Here is a 24,617-nt window from a genome sequence, read left to right as displayed (position 1 = left end):
GTGTCCCTCGGGGTGGTGTATCCGGACCGTGGTCCGCTTGATGCAGGTACTGTAGCACCTAATCGGACCGCAGTCCACTTAGCTACAATACGTCTCATGACAACGCCCCTCCCACTCCTCGGTGAAGAGCGCCCAGAGCGCGCCGACGCCGCTGCGAACCGGGAGAAGGTCCTCGCCGCGGCCGAGGAGCTGTTCGCCTCCTGCGACCCGTCGACGGTGTCGATGGACTCGATCGCGGCCAAGGCCGGGGTCGGCAAGGGCACGCTCTTTCGCCGCTTCGGCGATCGCGCTTCCCTCGCGCGCGCGGTGATCTCCCAGTTCGAGTCAGAGCTGCAGAATGAGATGCTGCGCGGCGAGCCGCCGCTGGGCCCGGGCGCACCCCCACTCGAGCGCCTGATCGCGTTCGGCGAGGCCTACGTCGCGTTCCTGGAGCGCCACGCGCCGCTGCTGCGCTCCGCCGAGGGCTCGCACGACGACTTCCTGGCCAGCGCGCCGTACGCCTTCTACCGCACCCACATCGCGCTCCTGCTGCGCGAAGGCGGACTCGGCGATCGCGCGGACTACCTCGCCGACGTCGTCCTCGGCCCGCTGGCGTCGACCAGCTACGGCTACCTGCGCTCGCAGCGCGAGCTCTCGTGCCCGCAGCTCGTCGACGCGCACGCGGACCTCTGCAGGCGTCTCCTATCCTCAATCTGATGAGTGAGCCCGTCGTTCCCGCGTCCGTCGACGAGGTCGCGGACGGCCTGCAGAGCGTCGGCTACCTCCCGGGCGAGTCGACCGCGCTGGTCGCCTACCTCGCCGCCCGCCTCGGCAAGCCCGTGCTCGTCGAGGGTCCCGCCGGCGTCGGCAAGACCGAGCTGGCCAAGGCGATGGCGAGCTATCTGCAGCGCGAGCTCGTGCGCCTGCAGTGCTACGAAGGCCTCGACGAGGCCAAGGCGCTGTACGAGTGGAACTACCGCAAGCAGCTCCTGCGCATCCAGGCCGAGGCCGAGGGCACCGGCTGGCAGGCGGTCCAGGACGACATCTTCGGCGAGGAGTTCCTCCTCACCCGCCCGCTCCTGCAGGCGATCTCAAGCCCCGACCCCGTCGTCCTGCTGATCGACGAGATCGACAAGACCGACCAGGAGTTCGAGGCGATGCTGCTCGAGCTGCTGAGCGACTTCCAGATCTCGATCCCCGAGCTTGGGCGGATCGAGGCGCGCACCCACCCGGTCGTGCTGCTCACGTCCAACAACTCGCGCGAGCTGACCGAGGCGCTGAAGCGTCGCTGCCTGTACTTGTGGCTCGACTACCCGACGCCCGAGCGGGAGCTGGAGATCGTGCACCTGCACGCCCCCGGCCTGCCCGCGAACGTGGCGCAGCGCCTGGTCGAGGTCGTCGCCATGGTGCGCGAGCTGGACCTCAAGAAGCCGCCCTCGATCGCGGAGTCGATCGACTGGGCGCGAGCGTTGCTGCTGCTCGGCGCGCAGGACATCGACCAGAAGACCTTCCGCGACACGCTGTCGATCATCGTCAAGCACCGCACGGACCTCGACACCGTCGCCGAGCGCGTCGGCGTCCGACTGGCCGCATAACGAGTGAGCTTCCCCGGCCACCTGATCGGGTTCGCGGACGCCCTCCGCACCGAGGGGGTGGCGATCGGGACGTCCGAGCTCAACGACGCCTTCGCCGCGCTCGGCGAGGTGGAGTGGACGCGCCCCGGGCCGTTCAAGGAGGCACTGGCGGCGACGATGGCCAAGTCGCCCGACGACCGCCGCGTCTTCGACCTCGTCTTCGAGCGCTACTTCTTCCGCGCCACCGAGGGCGCCGCGCTCGAGACCGGCATCACGGAGGGCGACGCGCAGCAACGCGGCGCCGAGACCGGCGACCGGATCGACTTCGACGCGCTGCGCGAGCAGATCCTCGAAGCGATCCGCAATGGTGACGAGGCCGCGCTCAGAGATCTCGCCCGGCTGGCGATCGCCGCCTTCGGCCGCCGCGGGGAAGGCTCGGGCGTCCTCGGCGTCGACGTCCAGCGCATCCGCCGCGCGCTCGGCCTGAAGTCCGAGCCGAGTGGCCTGGTGAAGGGCGAGGGCGCGGCGCAGGAGATGCCACTCACCCGGGACCAGATCCGCCGCTTCGAGGCGCACCTGCGGCGGGAGCTCGAGCGCGCGCAGATCGAGCGCACCCAGGCGCTACCGCCGTCAAGACCGCTGAACGAGCTCGACCGCGCGCTGCCGTCCGGCCCCGCCCAGGACCTCGCCGCCGTCCACCGCGTCGTCACCCAGCTCAAGCGCAGGCTCGCCACCCAGGGCCAGCAGAACCGCGGCCATGCCCGCCACGCCCACGTCGACGTGCGACGGACGATGCGCGCGTCGCTGGAGACCGGCGGCGTCCCCGTCGTCCTCAAGTACAAGCCCAAGCGCCCGCGTCGCCCCGAGCTCTACGTCCTCTGCGACGTCTCCACGAGTGTCACCAGCGCGAGCGTCTTCTTTCTCTCCGTGCTCCACGCCCTGCACGACAGCTTCCGCCGCATGCGCTCCTTCGTCTTCGTCGAGCGCATCTCCGAGGTCACCGACGTCTTCGAGCGCGAACGCTCCTTCAAGGCGGTCAACGACGCGATCTCCAAGGACGCCGGCGTCGCCGACGTCTCCGGCTACACCGACTACGGCCGCGTCTGGCGCGAGTTCCTCCAAAGCGTCGAGGATGACCTGCACCCGCGCGCGACGGTGATCGTCCTCGGGGACGCGCGCACCAACGGCCGCGACCCCCGCGCCGACATCTTCTCGCGGATCTCCGAGAAGGCCGGCCGCACGTTCTGGCTGAATCCGGAGCCCAAGCTCTACTGGAACTACGGCGACAGCGTGATCAGCGCGTACACGCCGTTCTGCGAGGCCTACGAGTGCTGGACCACGCGCCAGCTCGAGGACTTCGTGAAGGCGCTCACCCGCCCGACGGTCACTTAGGCGCGTCCGCCGGCTTCGGCGGGTGCTCCTTGGCGTAGGCGTCCGCGCCCTCCTGCTCCTTCTTTGCCTCGTAGCGCTTGATCGCGGCGTAGATCTTCGCGCCGTTGCCCTTGTTGCGCATGTCGAAGTGCATGACGTCGCCGTAGGACGCGCCCCAGTCCAGGCCGATCTCCTCGACCAGGCGCTTGTCGAGGTCGAGCAGCCCGCCCGCCTCGATCGCCGCCTTCTGCGCCGGCTGCTTGCGCTCCCACTTGTTGGTCACGAGGGTGAGGTCGTCCTGGATCGTCTTCTTGGCCGCCGCGTCCAGCGTCTCGTCCTTGAGCAGCGCGAAGTAGTCCTCGAGCAGCTTGTCGAGCTCGGCGATCTCGTCGTAGGTCATCCCGTAGCGGAACGTCTTCACGCTGCGCCCGAGCTTCTTGTTGGCGCGATCGAAGACCGGGTTGGCCGTGGCCGAGATGAAGGGGTTGGTGGTGTAGTTGACGTCGATCGCCAGGCCGAAGAGGTGCATCGAGAGCGCGGCGCTGGTCGGTGCGTGGCGTGAGCCGATCACGTTCTCGTGCATCCCGAGCGCCTGCCCCGCCACCGCCGGGTCGCCGTCGCCGTACTTCTTCGCGAAGGCCGTCTCGACGGTCTTGAGGTGCGCGACCAGGTCGGCGTGGATCGGCTCGCCCACGGACTTGCCGAGGAACGTCGTCGACTTGAAGTTCGAGAGCCAGTCGGCGGCCACGCCGGCGTCGGTGATGATCGCGGGTACGTACTCCGACGGCGCGACGTTGACCTCGGAGCGCTTCTTCTTCTCGTCCGCCTTGACCACCGTGACCGGGTCCGACGACAGATCCCAGGGCGCCCGAGCGACGCGCCGCCGCTTGGGCGCGACCGTCGCCTTGACGGGCGGCGGCGCCGCCGGCGCGAGCGCGCCCGTCTTCTCCATCGACGCCAGCGCCCGCCCGAGGTTGTTGGCAGAGGTCGCGAGCGCGTTCTCGTGCGTCGAACCCGGGAAGTACTGCGCCTGGTAGTGCGCCCACAGCGTGTCCAGCAGCGCCGAGTGCCCGTTGGCCGCGGCGGCGATGCGCTTGGCGTGGCTCTGCCACCACTCGAGGATCTTGGTGCGCACCGCGAGCGTGCGGTCCTTGTACCCACCGTACCCGCCGAGCGCGACGACGTGCAGGCTCCCCTGCAGGTACGCCGCCTGGGCCTTGAAGATGTCGTCGTCGGAGACGCCGGGCTTCTTGCGCTCCGCCTCCAGCGCCTTCAGGTCGGTCTCCATGCGGCCGGTGATGAACGTGGCGTAGGAGTCCGTGTCGCCGTGCAGCGCCTCGAAGAGGAAGACGCCCTTCAGCCGGTCCGGCACGCCCTTGCCCGAGGCGAGCATCTGCCCGAGCGGCAGCCCGCCGCCGCTGTGGGCGCTCATGATCACGTCGCCGGGCGTCGAGCCCGACGGCAGCGCCCCGCCCAGCTGGCCGAAGGCGGCGGTGATGAACTTGTTGGTGTCGAAGTTGCCGAAGCTGACCCCGTAGACGGTCTGGTCCTTGGCGTTCTTGCCCTCGGTCTGGATGCCGATCGGCAGCAGCGCGATGATCCGCGCCCCCGGCCGGGCCGCCGCGAAGGCGTCCAGCTGCTGCTCGATCTGGTAGTGGTCGACGTCGCGCGGGTTGTCGCCCTTGCCCCGCAGCGCCTTGCCGATGCCGTGAAAGTGCACGACCACGGTGACCTCGCCGCCGGCCCCGCCCTTGAGCGAGCTCGGCACGATCGCGATCGCCCGCCCGTGGTCGGGGCCGGGCCCGGTTCCCGCCGTGTCGGAGACGTCCCCGCCGTGCGTCGGCGCGCCGCTGGACTCCGGCTGTTGCTGCTGGTTGCCGGGCATGTTCTCGAGCAGGATCCGGTCGACGCCGCCGACGTGGCCGGACTCCGCCTTGTCCTTCTTGTCCTTCCACCCGCCGCCCAAGCTCGGGTCAGGCGCGATCCTGGCCGCGTCGGGATCGGCGACGTTGGCGCCCGCGGGGAGCGGATCGGCGGGCAGCGTCACCCCGTCCGGCGGGTCCTTGGGCGCGCGCTGCAGGAGCGCGCGGGTGACCGCCTGGTTGCCCGCCGAGCGCTGCAGGGCGAGCAGTGTCGAGGCCTGCCGGGCGCCCTCGAGCGGGGCACCCGCGACCACGGGGGCCTTCGCCTCCGGTTCGCGCTCACGCTCGACCGGCCGGGTCACGACCTCACACTACAGGCGACCTCGCGGGCGTTGGGAAATGAGCGTTCAGCTCGCGAGCAGCACCGGCAGCACGGTCTCCTTCATGGGCTCGGAGCCGGATCGAGTCGTCGTCGCCGCCCGTGGCGAGGATCGTGCCGCCCGCAGCAAACGCGACCGCGCGTACTCCCGCGCCGTGACCTCGGATCTCGCGCACGCACGCCCACGTCTGCGCATCACGCCCTCCGGAAGGTCCACGGCGCGCATCCTCGCATTCGCGGCGGGCGCCCGGGAAGGGCGCCCGCCGGATACGGCCTACGGCGTTGTGGTTGACAGGGTGAACGTGAGCGTCTTGGAGTAGGCGCCCGTGCGCAACGCGTCGGTCGCCCCGATGTGCTGCTTGAACGTGATCGTCACCGGATCGTTGGAGACCGGCGCGGTCCAGGCGGCCTTCGAGAACGCGACCTCCAGCGGCGACGGCAGCGCGAACGTCCCGTTCATCAGCCGGCCGGGATCCGACACGGTCAGCGCCGCGTCACCCGCCGTCGAGATCACGTTGGCGTTCGTGGTGGTCGTGTAGTCCTTCGCCACGCCTGGCGTGAACGCGCCGAAGGAGGCCGGGCCGCTGAGCGTCAGCGCCAAGGTCGCCGGGACGGCGCCTCCGACACCACCGTTCTCGCCGATCTGCACCGTCGCCGAGCGCATCGGCTCGAGGTTGCCCGCGGCGTCGACCGAGAACCACTTGAAGGTCGTCGTCTGCTCGACCCAGAGCGTCTCACCTGGTTCTCGGAACTCGGTCTGCTTGTAGCGCGGCGAGTCGATCGTGGGCGTCGAGCCGTCGGTCGTGTAGTAGACGGTGGCGGGCTCGGAGACCTCGAAGCGCACGCCCTTCGGCGAGTCCGACTGCGCGGACGGCGTCAGCGTCGAGGTCGCGGGCGTCTTGTCCGCGGCCCAGTCGTCGGCGATGCGGAACATCTCCATCACGCCGTTGGCGTACTCCATCGTCTCGCTGTGGCCGCTGACGACGTTCGGGTCGCCCACCCACGGCGGCTGGAACGAGCCCTCCTGGAAGTTGCCCGTGGCGGTGTTGTAGACCGACCCGCCGACCTCCCAGCCGAAGGCGAAGACGCCGTAGTTGAAGTACAGCTCCTCGCGCACGTTGCCGGCGCTCGAATAGAGCACGTCCGACGAGCCGCCGACGTTCTCCGGCGTGACGACGGTCTGCCGCTCCGCGCGCACCTGCGAGAGGATGCGGTCCGCGGACTGCCAGTAGTACGCCTCATGCCCGAGCGGCGGCCGCGGCGTCGTGATCCGGCCATTGGCGATGTAGGCGCCCGGCTGCCAGAAGAGCTGGCCGCCGTTGGAGTGCACGGACATCATGAACTTGATGTTCCGGTTGCGCTGGACGAGGTCGATGATGTTCTGCGACTCGGGCTCCGATAGCTCGGCGGGGCCCTGGTAGGTGTCGCTGGTGCAACTCGTCGACGCGCCGTCATAGCCGTCGAAGCCCGACGCCACGCTGTAGTTGCGATTGAGGTCGACGCCCCAGGCGTTGCGGCGCGCGGGGTCGGCGTTGGCGTCGTCGCAGTGGTTGGTCATGTTCCGCCGCTGGGAGGCGAAGTTGTAGAACGAGTAGTTCGCGCCGTCCGGGTTGTTGGACGGGATCAGGAAGATGTCGGTGTTGTCGACGATCTTCTTGGTCTCGGGGTCGGTCGCGTAGTTGCGCACGAGCCGCTCGGCGGTCTCGAGCGTGATCGTGATCGGCACCCACTCCCGGGCGTGGTCGTTGGCCTGGATCAGCACGCCGGGCTTGGTGCCGTCGCGGAACTTGCCGATCCGCAGCGCGCGGATCGTGTACGGGCCGCGCGGCGGATCGCCCGCCGGCGCGCCAACCCGCTTCTGGTCGAGGAAGTCCGTCAGCGCGACGGGAGCCGTCGTCGGCTGCACGATCCCCGTCCCCGCGTTGGTGCGATACGGGTGGGCGCGGTCGATCAGGCCGCCAGACCCCGTCTCCAGCGCCGCCGCGACCTGCGCGGCGGTCGACGCGAGCGCACCCGCCGCGTCCTTGGCGAGGAGCACGCGCACGGCCTTGCCGGTCACCGACACGCTCAGCGGCAGGTCGGCGCCAGGCCGGTTGACGAACTCGACCGTGATGTCGTTGCCGCCGTCCTGACCCCAGGCCGCCGAGCTGATGACGACCGCGGCCTGCCCGGTCCCGCCGATCGTGGCCTGCGCCTTGCGCTGGTAGCCGTTGGTCTTGTTCTTGAGCGGGACGATCTCGGCGATGGCCGGGTACTGCTGCGCGATCTGCTCGAAGCGGCCGTAGACCTGCTGCGGCGTCTTGTAGTCGTCGACGAAGTCGTGCAGGTAGCCGGGCGCCGCGTCCATCGGCGTCACGTCCTCGAGCCAGTTGGAGACCGGCCCGGTGGCGACGCCGCCGGTGCTCGAGGAGACGCGGATCTTGTCCGGGCGCTTGGCGAGCTTGAACAGGTTGCGGTGGAACATGTAGACGCCGGAGTCCACGAAGCGGCTCATCGTGCGCGCCGAGATGAACTCGGTGCCCGGGCCCTGGTCGTTCTCCAGCGTCATGCCGACGATCGGATTCGTCTGCTCGCCCTGGGTCGTGCGCGCTTCGACGTAGAGGAAGCCCTGCCCCTTCGTCGTGAACCAGTCGGCGCGCACGATCCGCACCGTCGGCTCAGGCGGGCGCGGCAGCACCGCCTGCGGCGCCGCGAAGGACGCCCGCTTGACCGTCTTCCACTTGAACTCCTCGCCCGGCTCGACCACCTCGGCGCCACGCGCGATGAGGTCGAGCTCCTGCTGATCGGTGACGATCGCGTCGACTTCGATGCCGTCAGGGACCCGCACGACCCCGCCGGAGAAATCGAAGCCTTCGGATTCGAGCTTGCTCAGCGCCACCGCACCGTCGACGTGGACGCGCACCGTCTTCACCGCATCGGGTGTTTCCAGCGGTGACCGCCCCTGCGCACCGGCCACGGACGGGCTGACCACCGCCGCGACGAACGCAAGTACCAGCAAACGCATGCGTATCCGCATCACGTTTTCCCACCCCCCAATTTCGCCTATGAAGGCGAGCCCCCGGGCCCCGCAACGGCGATGTTTTCACCCTTTGTTCATTCGGTCAAGAACTCGTGAATACCCTTTTGGCCTTGTCCCGTCTGTTGCTCCTCGCGCTCGTCTGCGCGCTGACCTTCGCCGCTCCGGCCCGTGCCGCGAGCACCGTCGACTACGTCCGCGGCGCCCAGAACTCCGACGGCGGCTTCGGCATGACCCAGTCCGGCGGCTCCTCGCAGCTCGCCACCGGGTGGGCGCTGCTCGGCCTCTCCGCCGCGGGATCCAAGCCCGGTCCGGCCGCGCTGAACTACGTCAAGCGCGGGCTCGGCTCGCTGACCGCGATCGGTGATGTCGAGCGCACCGTCCTCGTCGTCCGCGCCGCCGGGCAGGACCCGCGCAAGTTCGGCGGGCGTGACCTGATCTCGGACATCCTGCGCCACCGGTCCTCCGACGGCTCCTTCGACGGCTATGTCAGCTACACGTCGTTCGCGATCTTCGCCCTGCGCCGCTCGGGCGCGAGCCCGAAGACCGTCGCGAGCGCGGCGCGCTGGATCGAGCGCCACCAGAACAGCGACGGCGGCTTCAACGTCGGCGGCAGCGGGGCGAGCGGGATCGATGACACCGCGAGCGCCGTCCAGGCGCTCAAACTCGCCGGCCGCGCGGCCTCCGCAAAACGCGGCGCCGCGTTCCTCGCCGCCCAGCAGCAGGCCAACGGCGGCTTCCCCCTCACCCGCAACGCGGCGCCGAACGCGCAGTCGACGGCCTACGCGATCCAGGGGCTGGTGGCGGCCGGCGGGCACGAGAGCGCGGTCAAGAAGGGCCAGGCCTACCTGCGCTCATTGACCGAGCCGAACGGGCTCGTCCGCTACTCGCGCACCGGCCGCCAGACGCCCGTGTGGGTGTCGTCGCAGGCGCTCATGGCGCTGCATCGCCGGACCTTCTAGCCCGGTAGGCGCGGACCGGCGCCGAGAAGCCCTTGAGCTTCTTGCGACCGGCGTCGGAGAAGGCGTAGCCGCCGTCGACCGCGTCGCGGACCTCCTCGGCGACGAGCACGGTCGACGGCCGCGCGCGGGTCGTGAGGCGGCTGGCGAGGTTGACCGGCGTGCCGAACCAGTCGCCCCAGCGGTGCACGGCCTGCCCGGACGCGATGCCCGCCCGCAGCGGCGGGACGGCCTCGTCCTGCGCGGCAAGCTCGACCAGGCGCAACGTCACGTCGAGCATCGGCTCAGGCTCCGGGGAGACGAGCATCACCGCGTCGCCGATCAGCTTCACGAGCCGCACCGGCGGCTCGAGCGCGTCGCCCGCGAGTTGCGAGAGCCGGCCGGCCACGCTCCCGAGCTCCTCGACCGGCACGCTCTCGCCCAGCTCGGTGAAGCCGACCAGGTCCGCGAAGGCGATCACCGCCTGCTGCGTGTCGTCGAGCTTGCCCGCCCGCCGCTGCTCCTGCGTCAGCGCGTCGCTGCGCAGCACCTGCTGGAGGTGGAGCGCGAAGACGTGCTCGAGCCAGGGGCCGGCGAGCGGCATGAGCTGCTCGGCGGCGACGCGGTAGCGGTGCGCGAGCTCGTACTCGTCCAGCCCGGGCTCGATGAACGTCCTGGCGACGAGCGCGCGTGTGGACTCGGCGTAGCGGGCCATCCCCTGGCCGAGTACGCGGGCGACCTCGAGCGCGTCCTCGTCGTCGAAGCCGGCTTGGCGGTGCAGCGTGCCGAGCCGCGTCGCCTCGAGGTCCTTCTCGCCGTAGACGCGCTCGTCCGGGCCTGCTGACGGAAGGCCGAGCGCGCGCCGGCTGGCGATGAGGAAGTCGAGGTCCACGCCGGCTCTCTCCGCGATCTCCCGCGCCGTGTAGCGGGGCTCGGAGCTGAGCGCGCGGGCGACGGGGGCGAGCACGAGCTTGTCCTCGGCGACGGTCCGGCGCAGCTCCTCCAGACCCATACCGCCGGAATGCAGTTCGTCGAGCAGACGGCGCCGGGCAGCGCGCGCGGTGTCGTCCTCGAGGCCGTCCAGCAGACCTTCAGCGTCCCAATTCATACAGGCCTCGCAAGGTACCCGCGAACTCGCCTCATACATCCGTTGAATTCGCTCAAGTCCGCTTACCGATCAGGAATGCCCCGCTACGGTGCCCCGCCGTCTAGTAGTTCGCAAAAGTTCGGGAGGAACGAATGCGCAAACACCTCAGTCCAGGGGTAGTACTGGGTTCGATCGCGATCGTGTTGGCGATGAGCGGCAGCGCCACCGCCGGCGCGCTGATCACGTCCGCGAAGATCAAGGACGGCACGATCCAGAGCAAGGACATCAAGAAGGGCACGATCGCCCTCGATCGACTTACTCCGGCCACGCAGAAGGTCGTCAAGCTGGCCGGCACCGTCAGCCCGGCGGGCGCGACGGGCCCGACCGGCGCCACGGGCGCGACCGGCGCCACGGGTGCCGCGGGCGCCGACGGCGCTCCCGGCACGACGGTGCAGCCGTCGCCCGGCCGGGACGCGCTGGCCAACTGGGGCCTGATGAACCGCAACACGATCGGCTCCGCGAGCGCGATCCTGCGCACCGGCCCGCTCAAGCCGCCCTATGGCACCGGCTCGCTCAACCTCACGGTCGGCGCGTCGACGGACAAGGTGGCGTTCGGCGACGACGTCGACTCCGTCGCCGGCGGCCTGCTCCACAACGTCAAGCAGGTCGGCTTCAACATCTTCACCACGGGTGAGAACGGCAAGCCCGGCGCTGCGAAGAACATGCCGAGCATCATCTTCGAGATCAACCCGAACTCCGACGACCTGCCCGCCGAGACCTACGCCTCGCTGGTCTACGTCCCGGCGGACAACTCGAAGTCCAACGATTGGAGCGGCTACATCGACGCCACCAAGACCGGCACCTGGGGTCTGAGCGGCAACAAGTGGAACAACACGACATGCTCGCTGAACACCGCGAGCTGCACGTGGGATCAGGTCCAGACGTACCTGGACCGAGCCGGCGATCCGGCCACGATCCTCAGCGTCATGGTCAGCAAGGGCCGGGACAACGCCTGGTCGGGCGCCATCGACGGCCTGCGCGTCAACGACACCGTGTTCGACTTCGAGCGCGAAGGCGTCTTCTCCACCACCCCGTAACGATCACCAATCGCTCCCTCCGCGGTGGGGCGGGTACGCTGTCAGCGAACTGTGAAAACAGGGGGGCTGGGAGGCACGCCCGGCTGAGATAGCGCCCCGCTCCGGCGCTGACCCTTCGAACCTGTGGGGTAATGCCCGCGGAGGGAGCGTATGGTGACCGAGGTCGAGGCTCCAGCTATGGAGCCTCCTTACGTGAGCGGTGTGGCGTTGACGGGCGTCCGCAAGGCGTTCGGTGACGTCGTGGCGCTCGACGGCGTGGACCTTCGCGTGCGCCCGGGTGAGCTCGTGGCCGTCGTGGGGCCGAGCGGGTGCGGGAAGTCGACGCTGCTGGAGTTGGTGTGCGGGTTGACCGCGCCGGACGCGGGCTCGGTCGATGCTCCGCCGGCGGCGCTGATGCCGCAGCGCGACGGGCTGCTGCCGTGGCTGTCGGCGCTGGACAACGCGGCGCTGGCGCGCCGGGTCGCGGGTGATTCCCGCGCCACCGCCCGCGCCGCGGCCCACGCGCATTTCGCCGCGTTCGGGCTCGACGGCTTCGAGCGAGCGCGCCCAGCCGCCTTGAGCGGCGGGATGCGCCAGCGCGTCGCCTTCATCCGCACGCTGCTGGCCGGGCGGCCGCTGCTCTGCCTCGACGAGCCGTTCGCGTCGCTGGACGCCCTGACCCGCGCGCAGGCGCAGACGTGGCTGGGGCTTGCGCTGGCGCGGGAGCCGCGAACCGTCCTGCTCGTCACGCACGACGTCGAAGAGGCGGCCCTGCTCGCGGACCGGATCGTGCTGCTCTCGCCGCGTCCGGGGCGGGTCGTGCTCGAGCTCGACGTGGCGCTCGCGCGTCCGCGGGTGCGGACCGACGCCGCCGTAGTCGAGCTGCGTGAGCGCGCGCTGAAGGCGCTCGGGGTCGACGGATGACCGGCGAACGTCAACTTCGTCGGGCACAGCCCGATCAACCTTTCACTCGTCGCGTCGCCGCGCCCGTCGCCGTCCTCGTGGCGCTCCTCGCCGTGTGGGAGCTCGTGGTGCGCGTCGGGTGGGTCGACGCGCTGCTGCTGCCCGCGCCGACGCAGGTCGCGCAGTCGCTGTGGGAGGACCGTTCGCTGCTCGCACCCGACTTGCTGACGACCACGTGGGAGGTCGTCATCGGCCTCGCCGCCGCGCTGGTCCTCGGCGCGGCGCTCGCGGTCGCGATGCACCTCGTGCCGTGGGTGGACCGGTCGCTGCGGCCGCTCGTGGTCGGCTCGCAGGCCGTGCCGATCCCGGTCGTCGCGCCGCTGATCGTGCTCATCCTCGGCTTCGGCCTCGCGCCGAAGATCCTCATCATCGCGCTGATCTGCTTCTTCCCCGTGACGGTCGCGCTGGCCGACGGGCTGCGCGACTCCGACCCCGACGCCCGCAAGGTGCTGCGCTCGCTGGACGCGACGCGCTGGCAGCGGCTGCGGCTGCTCGAGGCGCCCTCGGCGCTGCCGGCGGCGTTCACGGGGATGAAGGTCGCGGCGGCGATCGCGGTCATCGGCGCGGTGCTCGCCGAGTGGTCGGGCTCGGACTCGGGGCTCGGCCACCTGCTCGTCACCGCCAACAGCCAGCTCGAGACCGCGCGCGCGTTCGCCGCGACGGCGCTCCTGATGGCGGAGGCACTTGCTTTGTACGTCTTGTTCGCGTGGCTTGAGCGCCGCGTCATCACCTGGGGGCCGCGGTCGTGAAGCGTTTGCTGTGTGGAGTCTTGATGCTCGTCCTCGTCGCGGGCTGCGGTGAGAAGGCGGAGCCGAGCGGGAACGCGTTGCCGCCGCAGGAGCCGTTCACGGTGATGCTCGACTACGTCCCCAACGCCGACCACGCGGGCATGTTCGCCGCCAAGGAGACGGGGCTCTACGCCAAGGCGGGGCTCGACGTGAAGTTCGTCACGCCGCCGGACGCGGCGTCGCCGCTGAAGCTGTTGCGCGCCGGCAAGGCGGACCTGGCGATCTCCTACGAGCCCGAGCTGCTGCTCGCGCGCGACCAGGGCGCCGAGAACCTCGTCGCCGTCGGCGCGCTCGTGCAGGCCCCGCTGACCTCGCTGATGGCGCTGCCGAGCTCAGGCGTCAAAACGGTCAAAGACCTGGCCGGCAAGCACGTCGGCACCGCGGGCATCGCGTACCAGACCGCCTATCTGAAGACGATCCTGGAGGCGGCGGGCGTCGACCCGAGCACGGTGAAGACCACCAGCGTGGGCTTCAACCTCGTCCCGGCGATGGTGTCCAAGAAGGTCGACGCCACCCTCGGCGCCTACTGGAACGTGGAGGGCGTGCAGCTCGCGCCGCGCAAGCCGGTGATCCTGCGCATGGAGACCCTCGGCGTGCCGACCTACGACGAGCTGATCATGGTGGCCAAGCGCGAGTCCTTGGACGAGGCGGGCGCCTCGCGGCTGCGGCGCTTCATCACCGCGACGGCCGCCGGACACCGGCTCGTGCGGGAGAACCCGGCGGCGGGCGTCGACGCGCTGCTGAAGGCCGACAAGGGCCTTGACCGCACGCTCACCGAGGCCCAGGTCCGGGCGACCCTCCCGACCTTCTTCCCGAAGCCCGATGAGCCGTGGGGCTGGATGGAACCGGTCGACTGGGCCAACTACGAGCGCTGGATGCGCAAGAACGACCTGCTCAAGCGGCCGCCTTCCGAGGCGCCGCCGCTGACCAACGAGTTCCTGCCTGGGGAGGGCCTGGGATCGTCCGCGCGCGGATGAGGTAACTCGCGGCGAGGCCGGCCCAGGGCGCGTAGGGAGCGAAGAACCCGCGCACCTCGGCCTCGTCGGCGATCGCCTTCGGGCGCCCGGTCGCGAGCCGCCCGACGAGCTTGAGGTACCCGAGGTCGCCGGCGGGCACGACGTCGAGCCGCCCGAGCCCGTGCAGCGCGACCATCTCGACCGTCCACGGCCCGATCTCGGGGATCGCGAGCAGCCGTGCGAAGTCCGCGTCGGCACGCAGCGAGGCGAGCACGTCATCGCGCGCGGTCGCGACCGCGCCGCCCCCCGCTCCGCCTCCGCGCGCCAACGCCACCCGCCCCGCGACCATTTCCCGCGCGGCCCGGATCATCGCGATCGCGCGTTTCGCGTGCAGGCCGCACGCCTCGAGCTCAGCCGGCGCGCACGCCGCGATCGTCGCGGCGGAGGGCGAGTCGCGCAGACCCTCCCAGCTGCGGCCGAAGCGGCCGATCATGCGGCGCTGGATCGCGGTCGCGCGGGGCATGTCGATCAGCTGCTCGGTGATCGACCACATCAGGGTCTCCCACGGATCCGGGTTGCGGCGCACGCGCAGCCACGGGTAGGCACGGACCGCGCGGCCGATGACCGGATCGTCGCGGAAGCGGACGTGGAAGTCGGTGACGTCGTCGTCGATCCCGGTGGCGAAGCGCATCCGCTCGATCCCGGCGCGCGCCGCTGACTCCGAAACCGCCCGCGCGGCGAACACCGTGCCCGCGACCGCGACCACGACCGGCTCGTCGCCGACGTGCAGCAGGCGGACGAGCCCGTTCCCGCGTCGGCGCGTCAGACCGTCCAGCGAGGGCGGGCCCAGCCGGTACGGAGCCCACCGCGGCCGGACGACCTCCCGGACCAGGACGGAGCCTTCAGCCCGCCCCGGACGGCTCAATCTCGCCGCAGGAGGTGGACGTCGACCAGGAACGAGCGCGAGGAGACGATCTCGCCGATCGGACCCGACCGCTTGCTCTTCTTCAAGGCCTTCTTGGTGCGGTGGCGCGAGACGACGGCGATCGTCGCCGCGCCGGCCACGAAGCCGGTACAGGCCAGCGCCGTCGCCTGGGCCGCCGAAACGACGGCGGTGGGGCGTTCCTCGAGGACGCCGGCCTCGGTCACGACCGGGAGGCCGTCGACGACTTCGACGTCCTGGATCTCTTCTGCTTCGTCAGCTCCCACGAACTACAGACCCTACCGCCCCCGCCGGACGTGCATGGTGCCGAACACGCGATCCCAGTAGGGCGCGCTGATCCCGAAGCCGCGCTCGTCGTCCTGGAAGTGATGGCGCATGTGCAGCTCGCGCAGCCAGCGGCCGACGCGGGTCCGCGGGGTGTAGTGGTGCAGCGCGTAGTGGATCATGTCGTAGGCCAGGTAGCCCGCGAGGAAGCCGGCGCCGAACGCGAACGCGCGGTCGGCGCCGAGCACGAGCCAGAACAGCGCGTAGAAGAACAGCGCGAGCGGGACCGAGGCGGCGGGCGGCATGACGAGCCGCAGCGGGTCGTTCGGGTGGTCGTGGTGGACGCCGTGGACCATCCAGTGCAGGCGCGCCCCGAATCCGTCCTCGGGCTCGAAGTGGAAGATGACGCGGTGGATCCAGTATTCGGCGAGCGTCCACAGGAAGTAGCCGCCGACGGCGTAGGCGAGCGCGGGCGCCAGGCCGACGCGATTCATGCCGTACGCGAAGAGGATCGCGATCGCCGGCAGGAAGATCACGACCGGCACGAGGTGATGGACGCGGGTGAACTTGTCGAGCACACCCGATTTGAACATCGGCGGGGAAGCCTTCAGGAACTCGCTGCGATCCATAGCTAAACCCTACATATCAGGCTGCCCTAACTTCAAAGATCCCGCCCGTAGACCCGAAAACGCCGTACCACGCGGCCACCCATGGCCTCCATCGCGCGGTTCATGTTGCGATTGGTCTCGAGAATCCAGCCCATCTCGCCCCATTTCTGGCGGACCCGCGAGGCGGTGTCGAAGTGCTCGACGTACAGCGCCGCGGCCACCCCCGTGTGCTGGAACTCGTTCTTGACGCCGAGGAAGCCGACCCGCACACGATCGATCGTGCGGCCCTTGCGCAGGAAGTGCCACCACCCGAACGGGAGCAGCCGGCCCTGCATCCGCATCAGCACCTGGTTGATGTCCGGGATCGTGATCGCGATCGCCGCGGTCTCGCCCGACTCGGTCTCGGCGACCATGTACCAGTTGCGGTCGAAGACGAGCTGCATCTCCTGCGCGTAGACGTCGAGGTCCTTCTCCGAGTACGGGACGAAGCCCCAGTTCTCGCTCCAGGCCTCGTTGTAGACCTCGGCGAAGGCGTCCATGTCGCGGCGCAGCGAGCGCCGGCTCATCCGCCGGATCTTGATCCCGTGGCGCGGCTCGACCTTCTCGGCGAGCTTGAAGACGACGGGCAGGATCTTCGAGCGGTCTGAGATCACCAGCTCGTACATCAAGAGGTCCATCGCCTTGGCCAGCCCGGCCTCCTCGCAGCGCACCGCGTAGTACGGCGGGTGCCACGGCTGCTTGATGAAGGGCATCCGCTCGAAGCCCTCGATCTGGACGCCGCTCTCGTCGTTCATGCCGAAATCCATCGGGCCGATCATGTGGTCGCGGCCGTGGGCGCGCAGCCAGATCTCCGCGGCCTCGAGCATCGGCGGCAGGATGTCCGCCGCGTCCTCGAACTCGAGGAAGCCGAACATGCCCCAGCGGTTGCCGTGGAAGGCGTTGAAGTTGTCGTCGTACTGGGCGCTGATGCGCCCCACGACGCGGCCGTCGCGCCAGGCCAGGAACAGCTGCGCGTCGCCGTGCGTGAAGTACGCGTTCTGCGAGCGCATCAGGAAGATGTGACGCTCCAGGCGCAGCGGAGGGACCCAAACCCCGGAGGTAGAGTGCAACCGGTACGGGAGGTCGACGAACTCCCGGCGGTCCCGCCAGCCAGAGACGGGACGGACGACCACGCTCACGGGAACGGACCCTACCAATGCCGACTGCCACCGACGTTTTCGCCAAGGTGCGCGGGCACGAGCGCTCAGAGCAGCTGCGCGCCGCCCGCGACGCCGACCTGCTGCCCTACTTCCGCAGACTCGAGGGTCCGGCCGGCCCCGTGGTGGAGATGGAGGGCGCCGAGCGGATCATGCTCGGCTCCAACAACTACCTCGGATTGACCGCCGACCCGCGGGTCCGGCAAGCCGCCCGCGACGCGCTCGACAAGTACGGCACCGGCCTCACCGGCAGCCGCCTGCTCAACGGCACGCTGGACCTGCATCTGGACCTCGAGCGCGAGCTCGCGGAGTGGATGGGCACCGAGGAGGCGATCGTCTTCTCGACCGGACACCAGGCCAACGTCGGGACGCTCGGCACGATCCTCGCCCCCGGCGACACGGTGATCGTCGACTCCGCCGACCACGCCTCGATCCTCGACGGCTGCCTGATCTCCCGCGCCAAGCTGCGCCCGTTCAAGCACAACCGGCTGGACCGCATGGAGAAGATGCTCCAGCGCGCGGCCGACGACGGCGGCGGCGTGCTCGTCGTCGTCGACGGCGTGTTCAGCATGGAGGGCGACATCGCCCCGCTGCCGCGCATCGTCGAGCTGTGCAAGGCGTACGGCGCGCGGCTGATGGTCGACGAGGCGCACGGCGCCGGCGTGCTCGGGGCGCGCGGGGCGGGCGCGTCGGAGCTCTTCGGCGTCGAGGCCGACGTCGACCTGCGCATGGGCACGTTCAGCAAGTCGCTGGCGTCGTGCGGCGGCTTCATCGCCGGCCCGCACGAGGTGATCGACTTCCTGCGCATTTCGAGCCGCGCGTTCCTCTTCACGGCGTCCGGCGTTCCCGCCGCCGTGGGTGCCGCGCTGGCCGCCCTGCGGATCATCCGCTCGCCCGAGGGCCCGGGGCTGTTCGCGCGCGTCCTGGACAACGCCCGCTACCTCAACCGCGGCCTGCACGACCTCGGCTTCAAGGTCGTCGAAGGCGAGCCCACGATCACGCCGGTGGTGCCCGTCGTGGTCGGCGACGACTGGAAGGCCGTGCTGCTCTGGCGCGCCCTATACGACGCGGGTGTCTACGTCAACGTGGCGATCCACCCGGCCGTTCCGCCCGGCGGCGCGCTGCTGCGCACGAGCGTCATGGCGACCCACGACCGGGCTGTCCTGGACCGGGCGTTGGTTGCGTTTCAAAACGTCAAACAAAAGTTCGAATCCGAGCATGGCGCGTTGCCGGGACCGGCCGCATAGCAGATTCACCGAACGGCAACACCAGCACAAAAAAGGGTGCTCTTTGCGAGTGCGGAGGGTGGTTGAGCGTTGATAGTCGGGCTCAAGGCGGGCTAGCCTGCTGCCTCGGTCGATGCGCGACACGGGCCGTCCCGAACGGGACGCACGGGGACACGTAAGGCAAGAAATCAACGGGTGGCCGGCACGGCTCACCGCACTGTCGGGTGCGAGAGCTGGGGGGCTGGTGCCCGGATCCGCGCGCGCCCTCGACCGGGCAATGAAAACGACGGACTCCCGCCGAAGCGAGGGCGGGAGCAGCGGGGAGGTTCGATGGAAGCAACTGCGACAGCACCTGCGCCACAACACATGCGGGCGCTCGCGCAGGCCAACCGCGTGCGGCTTGCGCGTGCTGAGCTCAAGCGCCAGGTGTCAGAGGGTGAAGCAAGCGTGGCCGAGATCGTGCTCGAGCGGCCTTGGGAGGCGGAGAGCATGTCGATCGCGGACCTGCTGATGAGCCAACACCGCTGGGGACGTACGCGCTGCCGCCGGTTCCTCGCTTCGATCCCGATGGTGGAGACCAAGACCATCGGCTCGATGACCGAGCGCCAGCGCAACGAGCTCGCGCGGCGGCTGAGCGGTGACCACGAGACGGGCTACGCCCTGATCGCGTAAGCGCGCCCTGGATGCGGCGTCGGCGAGTGGCCCGCTACGCGGGCGGCCCGCCGGCGCCGAAGCCATTCACCCGCGTCGCGATCTCGACCACGTGTCCATCGGGATCGGCGACGTAGATCGAGCGGAAGGCGCCGCGGTCATAGACGTCGGTGCACTCGACGTCGTGGGCCTTGAGGTAGTCGCGCCACGCCTCCTGCTCCTCCTCGGAGTCGACGCGGAGAGCGAAATGGTGGGTGACGCCGCGCCCGATCTGCCCCGGGGGGAGCTCCGGGTACTCCATGAAGCTCACGTACGTCCCGTCGCCGGAGCCGAACCACACGTGGCGTGCGTCGGGATCGTCGTCGGACGGCGCGTCGTGGACGACCGCCAGCCCGAGCATGTCGCGATAGAACGCGATCGTCCGCTCGAGGTCGGCGCAGATCGCCGTCACGTGGTGCAGCCCGCGCAGTTGCATGCGCTTCTCATCCGACACGCGGCGGAAGGATAGGCGCTAGCCGCCCGCCGAACGTTCCCACGCACCGCGCAGCACCACGAACGCGACCATGAAGACGGCGACCAGCAGGACCGGGACGAGGACGTTCGGGACGCCGGCCAGCGCGGTCAGGACGGCGGCGGCGACGGCTGGGAACGCGGCGAGGACGAGGGTGTGCGAGCGGTAGCCGGAGAAGTGCTCGCGGGCGGCGGTGTCGAGGCCGCCGAGCGCGCCCAGGACGAAACCGAGGGCGAGGATCGTGCGGCCCCCCGCGCTGTCGCGCGAGAAGAAGCCGACGCCGATGCAGACGATCCCGATCAGCACCGAGACCTCGACCAGCGGGAACGGGTGCCACGGCGCCTTCGGGCGCTCCTCGAGCGCCGGTGTCATCCGGCGCGGCGCCCGCGGCGGGACCTGCGGCGCGGTGCTCTTCGGGCGCCGGCGGCGCTTGCCCTTGTTGTGCCGGCTCACGTGGGCCGAGGGTATCTCCTGCCGCGTATCCTCGGTTAGGTGCCGCGCAACGATCCGACGGACACCGGCGGGCTCTTCATCGGGCGCCGGCCGGGGACCGGGCCGGTGCACCTGCGGGGCGAGCCGACGCGTGGCGGCAGCGGGCGCCGGCGGGCGGACGGCGTGCTCGCGTTCGTGCTGCTCCTCGCCGAAGGCGTGCTCTGCCTGTCGCTCTGGGGCCCGCAGCCGCTGGCGTGGCTGTGGATCGGGTCGCAGGCGGATTACCGGATGGACTCGAACATGGGCGGGATCGTCATCGCGTTCGTGGGCATCCTGGCCTCCCTGTTCATCACGTTGTCCCTGGCGTCGCGGCTCGATCGCGTGTGGCGGATGGTGCGGCGCGCCGCGGGGCACGAGCAGCGCGAAGGGGCGCTGCCGCGCATCTTCGGCGGCTCGGCCGTGATCGCTCTCGTGCTCTTCGGGATCTGGTTCCTGGTCATCCAAGGCCCCGCACCCGACATGGGCTGATGAAGCGGCTGTTCGGCTACTACCGCCAATTCGACGAGCTCTCGCCGGAGGAGATCTCGCAGGAGCTCCTGGCACGCCGCGACGAGGAGCTGCGACGCCACCCGGCGACGACGCCGCCGCTGGATCTCTCCGGCGCCGCATGGCACGGTCCGCCGCACCCGGAGGCGATCAACGCCGCCACGTTCGCCCTGCGGCGAGCGGTGAACGCGTACCCGGACAGCGCGCCGTTGCGGGCGGCGATCGCGGCGTCGCACGACATCGATCCGGCGCGGGTGGCGATCGGGCACGGGGCGGGCGAGCTGATCCGTTCCGCGCTGCGCGCGGTGGCGACGGAGGAGACCGAGGTCCTGTGGCCGGGCTGGGGACTGCTGCCGGGGCTCGTGAGCGAGGCGGGCGCGTCACCGGTACCGGTCGCGGCGGCCGAGTTGGCCGCGCGCCGGAAGGCGACCGCCGCCGCTCCCGCCGCGCGCACGCTCGTCGCCGCCCGCCCGAACGATCCCACCGGCGCGATCATCCCGCTCGACCACCTGATCGGGGATCACTGGCTGATCCTCGACGAGGCGCTGGCGGGGTTCGCCGAGCTGGAGGTGCTCGACCATCCGCGGGTGATCCAGATCCGCTCGTTCTCCAAGGCCCACGCGCTCGCGGGGCTGCGGATCGGCTACGCGATCGTCCCGGACGGCGGCCCGGATCTCTCCCCCGTGCTGGGCGTGGGCGCGCCGGCGCTGGCGGCCGCGGCGTGGGCGGTCGAGGGCGGCGCGGAATCGGTCCGCCGGCGGCGCGAGCAGGCGGACGCGGCGCGGGAGCGGCTGGCGGCGGAGTTCCCCGTCGCCGCCGGCGTCGGGCCGTACGCGTGGCTGGCGCTGCCGGTCGCGGAGGAGCTCGCCGCGCGGCGGATCTACGTCGCGCCCGGCTCCGCGTGGGGCGACGAGCACCACGTGCGCGTCACGCTCCCGCCTGAAGCGGCAGCGCTCGACCGTCTACTCGAAGCGCTGCGCGATAACGCTTTGAATCACTGAAAGCGTTAGTAACCTACAATATGTCGTCGTGCCTCCTGAACGCTGGTCCTGGCTCGGCGAGCCGCTCGCGATCGACTTCGCCAATACCGTCCGGCGGCGGGGGAGCGACTACACCGAGCTGCTCTCCAGCGGCGCCGACCTGCGCGCGTGGGCGCAGCACGAGGCGAGCCGCGTGCCGGACCCGTCGGAGTATGCCTCCGACATCCGCCTGGACGAGGTCCGCGAGCTGCGCGACGCGATCTTCGCCCTGCTGCTCGCCGCGGCCCAGCACGAGCCGGCGTCGCCGGGCATCGAGAAGCAGGTGAACGCCGCCTTGGCGGCCGTCCCGCTGATCCCGCAGCTGCGCGACGGCGCGGTCGAGCTCGTCGCCCCGCCCGACTGCGACCCGCTCGACGAGCTGCTCGCCCGCACCGCGATGTCCGCCGTCGACCTCCTTCCTTCGCCCGCGCTCGCGTACTGCGACGCGCCCAGCTGCGGCCAGTTCTTCATGCGCAGCCGCCGCGACCAGCGCTGGTGCGGCCCCGCCTGCGGGACCCGTACGCGGGTCGCTAGGCACGCGCTGCGTAAGGGTTCGTAGAGGAATTAGTGGCGGGTTTGGGGTCCGGATCGTGGATGCCAGGGGCCGCACGCGACCGCAGGCGGGCGCCAGCCCGTTGAGGATCGCGGGTGGCTCCTGGCGCCGCGATGCGGCGCCCAAACGCGTCAGTAATTTCTGTGCGGGCCCTGAGCGCTGAGCACGTCCCAGGCGGCGTAGAGGGCTTCCTCGATCGCGAGGTCCGGAATGCCGGGAGCGGTGACGGCGTAGAGCACGAGCCGGCGCGTGGCGCGGGTCACCGATTTGGGGTCGGCGAAGAGGGGTGCGAGCGTTCCGGCGTCGTCGGCGACCGTGTCGTCGACGATGTGCGGCGCGCCGCTGACGCGGTCCGCGTCGAGCGCCCACACCCCGACCTCGGTGTCGACGGTCGCGAGCAGGAGCGCGTCGCGCAGGACGCCGCGCGACCGGTACTGACCGCGGATCAGCCGCTTGATCGTCAGCTCCTCGGCGGGGCTGCGCTCGATGCCGTAGCGGGCGCGGTAGGCCTGCGGGATCTCGCGGGTGGACTGGGTGATCGCGCGCGCGCCGCCGTGGCGGTCCGACAGCGTGTTCAGCCGCCGCCGCAGCGTGCGCGGCGACCGCCGGAGCGGGTTGCGGTCGATCGCGAAGGCGCACCACGCGAGGCCGGGCGCGACCGTGATCGGGGGCTCAGCGCTCAATGCGCCCGACCCAGTGCTCGAGCGCCTCCTCGTCCAGCGGCCCGACCGTCGAGCCCGCGACCTGCCCGCCCGCGCGCGCGTAGGTGATCGTCGGGCAGACGACGACCGCGTACTCGTTCGCGACGGCGCCGTCGTGGTCGTAGCCGACCGGCAGCGTGGACTGCAGCCCGCGCGCGGTCGCCGCATCGGCGCGCACGGCGACGATCCGGAACTTCACCTCGGGGTGGCGCGCCGCGGCCTGCTCCAGCACCGGGACCTGCGCCCGGCAGCGGGCCACGGGCTCGAACACGAACGCGAGCACGAACGGCCCGTCCTCGGCCAGCTCGCAGGAGTTGAGCACGTCCGCGCCGCGCACGTCGCAGGCGGGCTTCGCGCCGGCGGCGCCCTGATCAGCCTTCGTCGCCACGTTCGCGTCGCAGCGCCCGCGACAGGTCGACGTCGACAGCGGCATCGCGAACGGCGGCAGTTCGTCGCCCGCCTCCAGGCCCTTCGACCCAGCCGTCTTCGTCGCCGCCGAATTGAGCGTGATCCACCCCAGCAGCGCCACCACGAACACCGCGAGCAACACCCCCGGCCGCACCCGCCGCATCACAGGGGGTCAGACCCCTTAACAAAGCGAAATCGCCGTGAGCAGGGCTTTTCATACGAACGCGGCGTTGAGGGGTCAGACCCCTTAATAGTCGGGGTCATGCGGCGACGGCGCGGCGGGCGGGGCGACGGGCGGCGCGGCGCTCGGCGACGACCAGGACCGCCGGGAGGACGATGAGGACGCCGAGCAGCGAGACGGCGAGGTCGATGACGGTGACCAGGCCGAAGTCGCGCAGCATCGCGATGTCGGAGGCGATCAGGACGGCGAAGCCCGCGATCGCGGTGACGCCCGAGGCGAGCACCGCCGCGCCGGTGGAGGCGTAGGTCGTCGCGAGCGCGTCGGGGGCCGAGAGGCCCGCCTCGCGCTCCTCGCGGTAGCGGGCGCTGAGCAGCACCGAGAACTCGGTCGAGATCGCGATGACCAGCGCGCTGAGCGCCGCCGACATCGGGTTGAGCGGGACGCCGATCAGCCAGAGCACGAGTGCCGACCAGCCGGTGGCGAGCGCGATCGGGACGAGCGGCACCCACGCCCGCGCCCACGAGCGGTAGACCGCGAACAGCGCCAGGGCGACCGCGACGAGTCCCGCCAGCGCGGTGAGCATCCGCCGCAGCGGGTCGCTCAGCGCGTGGTTGGCGTCCGCGGCCAGGACGGGCAGGCCAGCGACGGTCGCGGTGACGCCCTTGGGCGGGTCCAGCCGCGCGCGCATGTCCTCGATCACCGCGCGCTGGGCCTCCAGCGACTGCAGCCGCATCCCGAACGCGAGCACCGCGGTGCGCCGGTCGGGCGTGATCGCGGCCTGCGAGAAGTACGGCGGTACGGCGTCCAGCAGCGCGCGGATCTGCGCGCGCGTCACCGACGACTCGGGCTGGCGGAAGAGATCCGGGAGCGACAGCGCGGGGCACAGCTCCCCGCCCGCGCACCCCTTCTGCGCGTTGTAGCCGTGGCGGGTGAGCAGCTCGGCCTGGTAGTCGCGCATCCACGCGATCACCTTCGGGTCGGTGAGATCCTTGCTCTCGACCAGCACGTCGACCTCACCCGCCACGCCGGTGTCGCGCTGCAGCGCGTCGAGGTCGCGCACCGCGGCGAGGTTCTGCGGGACGAGCCGCGGCAGCTCGGAGACGACCGCGATCCGGGAGTCCAGGGCCCAGCCGCCGACGGCGAGCACGGCGGCGACGGCGAGCACGCGCCCGGGATGACGCGCGAGCAGGGCGAGCGCGGCCGCAACGCGGCTCCCCGCGCGTGGCGGTGCCCCGGGAACGTCTCGCTCCGCGATACCAGGATCGGGCACCCCCGGTGCCGTCCCGTCCACCGCGACGCGGCGACGGCGCGCGACGCGGCCGGTCGGCCGGCGGCCGAGCGCGACGAGGGCGCGCAGCGGGCCGCGCGCGGAGCGCCGCAACGCGCCGC

At 71.0% G+C, this 24,617-nt stretch carries 26 protein-coding genes; 13 read left to right on the top strand and 13 right to left on the bottom strand.

The annotated features are described in order from the left end of the window. Window positions 1–96 precede the first annotated feature (96 nt). Genes OM076_RS36185 through OM076_RS36175 form a run of 3 tightly spaced genes read left to right on the top strand, consistent with a single transcriptional unit; the run spans window position 97 to window position 2,945 of the window. On the top strand, window positions 97–696 hold the full coding sequence (locus OM076_RS36185; RefSeq protein ID WP_270045047.1) for a TetR/AcrR family transcriptional regulator: 600 nt from the start codon (window positions 97–99) through the stop codon (window positions 694–696). Then, complete coding sequence (locus OM076_RS36180) at window positions 696–1,574, top strand: AAA family ATPase (RefSeq protein ID WP_270045046.1); 879 nt, start codon at window positions 696–698, stop codon at window positions 1,572–1,574. Before OM076_RS36185 ends, OM076_RS36180 begins: the two co-directional genes overlap by 1 nt. Before the next feature lie 3 nt (window positions 1,575–1,577). After that, window positions 1,578–2,945 (top strand): VWA domain-containing protein, encoded by a 1,368-nt coding sequence (locus tag OM076_RS36175; protein WP_270045045.1) that lies wholly within the window; start codon window positions 1,578–1,580, stop codon window positions 2,943–2,945. Here OM076_RS36175 and OM076_RS36170 read toward each other — a convergent pair. From OM076_RS36170 to OM076_RS36165, 3 genes are all read right to left on the bottom strand, one after another. Further along, window positions 2,938–5,148: a M15 family metallopeptidase gene (locus OM076_RS36170; RefSeq protein ID WP_270045044.1), complete on the bottom strand. Its 2,211-nt coding sequence runs from the start codon at window positions 5,146–5,148 to the stop codon at window positions 2,938–2,940. The two genes, OM076_RS36175 and OM076_RS36170, sit on opposite strands and share 8 nt — an antisense overlap. Window positions 5,149–5,152: 4 nt before the next feature. After that, entirely contained in the window at window positions 5,153–5,341 is a 189-nt protein-coding gene (locus tag OM076_RS47025) for a WD40 repeat domain-containing protein (RefSeq protein ID WP_372518124.1), read from the bottom strand. Between the two features lie 98 nt (window positions 5,342–5,439). Further along, window positions 5,440–8,169 (bottom strand): M14 family metallopeptidase, encoded by a 2,730-nt coding sequence (locus OM076_RS36165; RefSeq protein WP_270045043.1) that lies wholly within the window; start codon window positions 8,167–8,169, stop codon window positions 5,440–5,442. Window positions 8,170–8,294: 125 nt separating this feature from the next. Here OM076_RS36165 and OM076_RS36160 point away from each other — a divergent pair, with 125 nt between their 5' ends. Beyond that, window positions 8,295–9,143, top strand: coding sequence for a prenyltransferase/squalene oxidase repeat-containing protein (locus OM076_RS36160; RefSeq protein ID WP_270045042.1), 849 nt, complete (start codon window positions 8,295–8,297; stop codon window positions 9,141–9,143). On the opposite strand, the gene OM076_RS36155 is transcribed toward OM076_RS36160, so the two are convergent. Beyond that, window positions 9,115–10,227 carry an adenylate/guanylate cyclase domain-containing protein gene (locus tag OM076_RS36155; RefSeq protein ID WP_270045041.1) on the bottom strand — a complete coding sequence of 371 codons (1,113 nt, stop codon included), beginning with the start codon at window positions 10,225–10,227 and terminating at the stop codon, window positions 9,115–9,117. The two genes, OM076_RS36160 and OM076_RS36155, sit on opposite strands and share 29 nt — an antisense overlap. Window positions 10,228–10,415: 188 nt before the next feature. On the opposite strand from OM076_RS36155, the gene OM076_RS36150 reads away from it, so the two are divergent. From OM076_RS36150 to OM076_RS36135, 4 genes are all read left to right on the top strand, one after another. Then, a complete protein-coding gene (locus OM076_RS36150; RefSeq protein WP_270045040.1) occupies window positions 10,416–11,303 on the top strand; it encodes a hypothetical protein in 888 nt (295 codons plus the stop codon). A gap of 177 nt (window positions 11,304–11,480) precedes the next feature. Next, complete coding sequence (locus tag OM076_RS36145) at window positions 11,481–12,206, top strand: ABC transporter ATP-binding protein (protein ID WP_270045039.1); 726 nt, start codon at window positions 11,481–11,483, stop codon at window positions 12,204–12,206. A gap of 77 nt (window positions 12,207–12,283) precedes the next feature. After that, the gene (locus OM076_RS36140; RefSeq protein WP_270045038.1) at window positions 12,284–12,994 is read left to right on the top strand and encodes an ABC transporter permease; all 711 of its coding nucleotides are present in this window, start codon (window positions 12,284–12,286) and stop codon (window positions 12,992–12,994) included. A gap of 23 nt (window positions 12,995–13,017) precedes the next feature. Then, the gene (locus OM076_RS36135) at window positions 13,018–14,010 is read left to right on the top strand and encodes an ABC transporter substrate-binding protein (RefSeq protein ID WP_270045037.1); all 993 of its coding nucleotides are present in this window, start codon (window positions 13,018–13,020) and stop codon (window positions 14,008–14,010) included. On the opposite strand, the gene OM076_RS36130 is transcribed toward OM076_RS36135, so the two are convergent. From OM076_RS36130 to OM076_RS36115, 4 genes are read right to left on the bottom strand one after another with little or no spacing between them, the layout of a single operon-like run. Further along, window positions 13,928–14,914 carry a DNA-3-methyladenine glycosylase family protein gene (locus OM076_RS36130; protein ID WP_270045036.1) on the bottom strand — a complete coding sequence of 329 codons (987 nt, stop codon included), beginning with the start codon at window positions 14,912–14,914 and terminating at the stop codon, window positions 13,928–13,930. The genes OM076_RS36135 and OM076_RS36130 overlap by 83 nt on opposite strands. Further along, complete coding sequence (locus tag OM076_RS36125) at window positions 14,911–15,198, bottom strand: hypothetical protein (RefSeq protein ID WP_270045035.1); 288 nt, start codon at window positions 15,196–15,198, stop codon at window positions 14,911–14,913. Before OM076_RS36125 ends, OM076_RS36130 begins: the two co-directional genes overlap by 4 nt. A 12-nt stretch (window positions 15,199–15,210) precedes the next feature. Beyond that, window positions 15,211–15,825 carry a sterol desaturase family protein gene (locus OM076_RS36120; RefSeq protein WP_270045034.1) on the bottom strand — a complete coding sequence of 205 codons (615 nt, stop codon included), beginning with the start codon at window positions 15,823–15,825 and terminating at the stop codon, window positions 15,211–15,213. A 32-nt stretch (window positions 15,826–15,857) separates the two neighbouring features. Then, entirely contained in the window at window positions 15,858–16,982 is a 1,125-nt protein-coding gene (locus tag OM076_RS36115) for a hypothetical protein (protein WP_270045033.1), read from the bottom strand. A 17-nt stretch (window positions 16,983–16,999) separates the two neighbouring features. Between OM076_RS36115 and OM076_RS36110 the strand changes: the two genes are divergently transcribed. After that, a complete protein-coding gene (locus OM076_RS36110; protein ID WP_270045032.1) occupies window positions 17,000–18,247 on the top strand; it encodes an aminotransferase class I/II-fold pyridoxal phosphate-dependent enzyme in 1,248 nt (415 codons plus the stop codon). 426 nt (window positions 18,248–18,673) lie between these two features. Continuing rightward, entirely contained in the window at window positions 18,674–18,898 is a 225-nt protein-coding gene (locus tag OM076_RS36105; protein WP_270045031.1) for a hypothetical protein, read from the top strand. Window positions 18,899–18,932: 34 nt separating this feature from the next. Here OM076_RS36105 and OM076_RS36100 read toward each other — a convergent pair whose 3' ends face one another. Continuing rightward, window positions 18,933–19,370 (bottom strand): VOC family protein, encoded by a 438-nt coding sequence (locus tag OM076_RS36100; RefSeq protein WP_270045030.1) that lies wholly within the window; start codon window positions 19,368–19,370, stop codon window positions 18,933–18,935. An 18-nt stretch (window positions 19,371–19,388) separates the two neighbouring features. After that, window positions 19,389–19,841, bottom strand: a complete 453-nt coding sequence (locus tag OM076_RS36095) for a hypothetical protein (protein WP_270045029.1) — start codon at window positions 19,839–19,841, stop codon at window positions 19,389–19,391. Window positions 19,842–19,880: 39 nt separating this feature from the next. On the opposite strand from OM076_RS36095, the gene OM076_RS36090 reads away from it, so the two are divergent. Genes OM076_RS36090 through OM076_RS46505 form a run of 3 tightly spaced genes read left to right on the top strand, consistent with a single transcriptional unit; the run spans window position 19,881 to window position 21,944 of the window. Continuing rightward, the gene (locus tag OM076_RS36090; protein WP_270045028.1) at window positions 19,881–20,348 is read left to right on the top strand and encodes a hypothetical protein; all 468 of its coding nucleotides are present in this window, start codon (window positions 19,881–19,883) and stop codon (window positions 20,346–20,348) included. Next, window positions 20,348–21,367 (top strand): aminotransferase class I/II-fold pyridoxal phosphate-dependent enzyme, encoded by a 1,020-nt coding sequence (locus tag OM076_RS36085; protein WP_270045027.1) that lies wholly within the window; start codon window positions 20,348–20,350, stop codon window positions 21,365–21,367. The genes OM076_RS36090 and OM076_RS36085 overlap by 1 nt, the downstream gene beginning before the upstream one ends. A gap of 28 nt (window positions 21,368–21,395) precedes the next feature. Next, a complete protein-coding gene (locus tag OM076_RS46505; protein WP_270045026.1) occupies window positions 21,396–21,944 on the top strand; it encodes a CGNR zinc finger domain-containing protein in 549 nt (182 codons plus the stop codon). A 125-nt stretch (window positions 21,945–22,069) separates the two neighbouring features. Here the strand turns inward: OM076_RS46505 and OM076_RS36075 are convergent, their stop codons facing one another. The 3 genes from OM076_RS36075 to OM076_RS36065 form a co-directional block, all read right to left on the bottom strand. Then, the gene (locus OM076_RS36075) at window positions 22,070–22,621 is read right to left on the bottom strand and encodes a hypothetical protein (protein WP_270045025.1); all 552 of its coding nucleotides are present in this window, start codon (window positions 22,619–22,621) and stop codon (window positions 22,070–22,072) included. Continuing rightward, the gene (locus OM076_RS36070; RefSeq protein WP_270045024.1) at window positions 22,611–23,201 is read right to left on the bottom strand and encodes a TlpA family protein disulfide reductase; all 591 of its coding nucleotides are present in this window, start codon (window positions 23,199–23,201) and stop codon (window positions 22,611–22,613) included. Before OM076_RS36070 ends, OM076_RS36075 begins: the two co-directional genes overlap by 11 nt. Window positions 23,202–23,307: 106 nt before the next feature. After that, window positions 23,308–24,617 (bottom strand): MMPL family transporter (locus OM076_RS36065; protein WP_270045023.1); only part of this gene is annotated, 1,310 nt, incomplete at its 5' end.

This window comes from Solirubrobacter ginsenosidimutans (assembly GCF_027587205.1).
Note: the sequence above shows the minus strand (reverse complement) of the source record. Positions and strands in the feature narration are given on the sequence as shown.

Coding starts and splice junctions, on each gene's coding strand:
- OM076_RS36145 (WP_270045039.1), top strand. CDS start 11,481: ATGGAGCCTCCTTACGTGAGCGGTGTGGCGTTGACGGGCGTCCGCAAG.
- OM076_RS36165 (WP_270045043.1), bottom strand. CDS start 8,169: ATGCGTTTGCTGGTACTTGCGTTCGTCGCGGCGGTGGTCAGCCCGTCC.
- OM076_RS36110 (WP_270045032.1), top strand. CDS start 17,000: ATGCCGACTGCCACCGACGTTTTCGCCAAGGTGCGCGGGCACGAGCGC.
- OM076_RS36120 (WP_270045034.1), bottom strand. CDS start 15,825: ATGGATCGCAGCGAGTTCCTGAAGGCTTCCCCGCCGATGTTCAAATCG.
- OM076_RS36155 (WP_270045041.1), bottom strand. CDS start 10,227: ATGAATTGGGACGCTGAAGGTCTGCTGGACGGCCTCGAGGACGACACC.
- OM076_RS36085 (WP_270045027.1), top strand. CDS start 20,348: ATGAAGCGGCTGTTCGGCTACTACCGCCAATTCGACGAGCTCTCGCCG.
- OM076_RS36135 (WP_270045037.1), top strand. CDS start 13,018: ATGCTCGTCCTCGTCGCGGGCTGCGGTGAGAAGGCGGAGCCGAGCGGG.
- OM076_RS36180 (WP_270045046.1), top strand. CDS start 696: ATGAGTGAGCCCGTCGTTCCCGCGTCCGTCGACGAGGTCGCGGACGGC.
- OM076_RS36185 (WP_270045047.1), top strand. CDS start 97: ATGACAACGCCCCTCCCACTCCTCGGTGAAGAGCGCCCAGAGCGCGCC.
- OM076_RS36150 (WP_270045040.1), top strand. CDS start 10,416: ATGAGCGGCAGCGCCACCGCCGGCGCGCTGATCACGTCCGCGAAGATC.